Source organism: Micromonospora sp. NPDC005324, assembly GCF_040607155.1.
Lineage (GTDB): Bacteria > Actinomycetota > Actinomycetes > Mycobacteriales > Micromonosporaceae > Micromonospora > Micromonospora trifolii.
Genome location: NZ_JBEXGE010000107.1, coordinates 1 through 3,288, shown reverse-complemented (window position 1 = coordinate 3,288; position 3,288 = coordinate 1). Strand labels below are relative to the sequence as shown.

Annotated in this window: 4 protein-coding genes; 2 read left to right on the top strand and 2 right to left on the bottom strand. The window is 68.9% G+C overall.

Going from position 1 to position 3,288, the window contains the following annotated elements; translation table 11 throughout:
* Window positions 1-220: 220 nt before the first annotated feature.
* Entirely contained in the window at window positions 221-472 is a 252-nt protein-coding gene (locus ABZS40_RS36480) for a hypothetical protein (protein ID WP_354949283.1), read from the bottom strand.
* 26 nt (window positions 473-498) lie between these two features.
* Between ABZS40_RS36480 and ABZS40_RS36475 the strand changes: the two genes are divergently transcribed.
* On the top strand, window positions 499-768 hold the full coding sequence (locus ABZS40_RS36475; protein ID WP_354949281.1) for a hypothetical protein: 270 nt from the start codon (window positions 499-501) through the stop codon (window positions 766-768).
* A 9-nt stretch (window positions 769-777) separates the two neighbouring features.
* Complete coding sequence (locus ABZS40_RS36470) at window positions 778-1,032, top strand: hypothetical protein (protein ID WP_354949280.1); 255 nt, start codon at window positions 778-780, stop codon at window positions 1,030-1,032.
* A 139-nt stretch (window positions 1,033-1,171) separates the two neighbouring features.
* Here the strand turns inward: ABZS40_RS36470 and ABZS40_RS36465 are convergent.
* On the bottom strand, window positions 1,172-3,288 hold a 2,117-nt coding region (locus ABZS40_RS36465), incomplete at its 5' end, for a helicase-associated domain-containing protein (RefSeq protein WP_354949278.1).

Sequence of the window (3,288 nt, the reverse complement as noted above, 5' to 3'; positions counted from 1 at the left end):
CTCGCCAAACGCCTCACCACCGAAACCACCCCAACCTGGCGAGACGACTAAAACCACAACACACACAAAATACGTGAATCAGACGTCCTCTCAGACCACCTGACGGGTCCCGGCTGGCCGTGGTACGCATGGTCTTGCCCGCGACGGCGACCCGCACCGAGGCCCTCGACCGTGAGCTCTCGAAGGCTGAAGATCGCCGGTACGAGAAGGTGCCTCGTTGCTACCGGGGGACGGGCCTGCCGTTCCTGCCCTCCTGTTCGCCGAGGAGGTCGGCGTACCCGCTGACGTCCAGGTCGTGGTGGCAGCGTTTGATGAGCCGGTACAGTCGGTCGGTGATTTCATTCGGGTCGAGGTTGAGGTGGTCGCACAGGTCGCGGTGGGCGCGTAGAAGCGGATCGGTGATCTCTTCCGGTTCGGTCCGGATGATGTGGTAGGCGTCGCGGAGGTGCCCCGGCCAGGTCGTCCCAGACAAGGATGGCCTCCTCGACGAGGTCGAGCATGGCAGGGGTCGCGGGCCGGGCACAGGATGTCCACCTCGGCGGCCAGCCGGTGACCGGCGGGCTCTACGTCGGTGATATCCCACCTGCCAATGGTCGCGTTCGAGGCGTCGCGGATGACGGCCCGGAAGTCGCGCAGCCCCGTCTGATCGGTGCTATGCAGCATGCCGGCCTCAGCCAGCAGCAGGGTGGCGAAGAGGCGGTTGCGGACCGCGTGCCCCGCGACGAGGTTGGCCGGCTGCCAGGGCGCCAGCCGCTGCACCGCCCGTAGGTAGTAGGCGTGGTCGGGCTCCGCCGGGGCGGCGCTGGGTGTGGTAGCGGCGCCGGAGAAGGCGACGCCGGCGTCGAACGCGGTCAACGCGACCGCGACCGCGTGTGCGCAGAGGTCTTCGCCGACAATCCCGCAGTCGCAGTCACCGGTGAAGATGCCGTCGACGATGCCCACCCACGGCTGGAAGGCGGCGTCGTGGTCGCGTACCACCGCCTGGATGCCGCCACCGACCAGATTCAGGTCCCCGACACCATCAGTGGATAGCAGTCGGTCCGACGTCTCGCGCACGACTGAGGAAACGGAGTCGTGAAACGCCTGAACGTCGATGCGGACCGCTACGGGGCTGCACATTACCCGTCAGGCTGGAGGCGGAGCGCGGCGCTGATCGTCATTCTCCTGCCTGTCAGGCGCGGTGGCGGCGGGTCTTGTCGATGACGTCGCGGCCGTCGGCGTTCTGCTGGCGGGGCGCGTGGCCGGCTTTTCGTAGGGCGGCCATGGTCTCGTCCGTGGTGGCTTGGCTGGCCAGCACGGTGGGGGCGAGCAGGCGCAGGTTGAGCTTGTCCAGCCGTTTGTCGGCGCAGATCTGTGCCAGCAGCGCTGTGTCGTCGCTGATCAGGGTGCTGGACACGGGCGTGACCCGTACCGACCCGTACTGGCGGGCGACGTCGGCGATCAGGTAGCGCAGCGGCTGCGGCAGGTCGCCTTCGGCGATCTTCGTCAGGGCTTTGGTCAGGCGCTGCTCGGTCCAGCCTGCGTCGTACGCGCCGCGTACCGTAGCTGGGCTGAAGCGCCAGGTCGTGGCCGTGCCGTGGGACTCGACGACGGCGGTCGCACCGAGGAGGTCAGCCAGCTCTGGGCTCGGTGTTCCCGCCACGACCGCGGTCAGGTCTGCCTGCAGCCGGGCGGTACAAGCGACCTCACCCAGGTCGCCGACTGCCTCGGCGATGTCCGTGTCGGCCAGCAGCGCATGCCCGGCAGGGCTGACAGCGCCCGCGCCGATGATTCCCAGGGTTGCGGCCTCGTCCAGCACGCCGCGTACGGTCGTGGTGCCGCCGAAGGTCAGCGGCTGCTGCCACCACATCCACTGGGCGGCCTGCTCGAGGTTCGTCGTCGCCCGGTCGCCCAACGCCCGCAGTACGGTCATCCGGGCTTGCGCAGACCAGCTTTGGCGGTGCTCCGGAACCCACGGCCCAGTCTGCGACGACGGCAGATATTCCAGCTCGCGCCACGCCTTCAGCATCACCGCGAGCCGCCGGTCCAGACTGAGCTTGAGCCAGCGGTCGTACGCGGCCGTCGGGACCACGCGATCGTCGAGGTCGGCCAGCCTGGCCTCATGGGCGACCGCTAGCAGCAGCCGCACGGTCGGAACCGTCACTCCCAGCGTCTTCGCCGTCCGGGTCAGCTCGCGCACGCCCACGCCGCCGGCCTTGACCGTGACTAGCGGCTCACGTCCAGCCCCGTCTAGCAGCGCCGACAGCAGCCCGACCACGGCGATGCCCTGGGCCTGGGCGTCGCGGCGCACTGCCGGGGGATTCGGCGTACGGCAGGTGATCGGTGGTTCCTGCGGCTGGAACGGCGCCCGGTAGTCCGCTCCTCGAATAGCGAGCGCAACCTGACCCGCCAGCTGATAGTCCTCCCAGGTCACGCGGTAGACCAGCCCGTGCTCCTCGGCCCAGTCCAGCGGATGCACCTGCCGATAGCGGCTCGTGTACCGACTCCGATGTGCGATGCCGCTTCCGCCATGGCGACGGATCCGTCCACCGTCGCGGTCAGCCTCCTCCAACACCGTCCGCGTCGCGGCGGGCATCCGCTTGACGACAGCGTGCACGTTGTCCGTGTCGAGGAAGAACTCCGCCACCGCCTCCAGCAGGTCCGCCTTGCGACCCTTCGTCGGCAGCCCCAGGTTGCTCGCCACCACCTTCAGATCATCGACGCTCAACACGGCGGCGAGCTGCCCAGCGGACGGGCCGACACCCAGCGGACGGGCGAAGACCTCCCGCAGGACGCCGCTCACCGTGAGACGGCCCTGTAGCCGCGCGACAAGCCCCGCATCGGCGGCACGCTGCAGGTACGGCGTCGCGTCGGCGCCGACCAACGCCGACACCTCCACCTCGGTGACCATGCCACCCAGCGCCAACGCCGCCTCCAACACCTGAAGGGTCGGCAGGTCAAGGCCAGCAAGCTGATCATACGGATTCACGGCGGCGCTCCCAGGAAACACGGCGATGCCCTGAATCCAACCCCACGAAACCGTCTCCGCGTGACGCGACTCGCCAGCCGCCAACCTGAGCCCGGCGACCTGGCTCGCCGCCGGTGGTTCCAAGCCGAGGCCGTTCCTCGGACAGCCGGATGTCGAGCGGACGGGAACATCATCCAGTCGCTCCGTATGGGCGGGGCCGTCCGCCGAAACGCGACGAAGCGAGTTTAGCCTCGGCCCTTCGTTAAGGGCTGCGCGGCGGCGGTCGCGGGGACGCGAAAGTGCCTTCTGTTCTGGAACGATGTGACTTGTCGAGGGTCTCA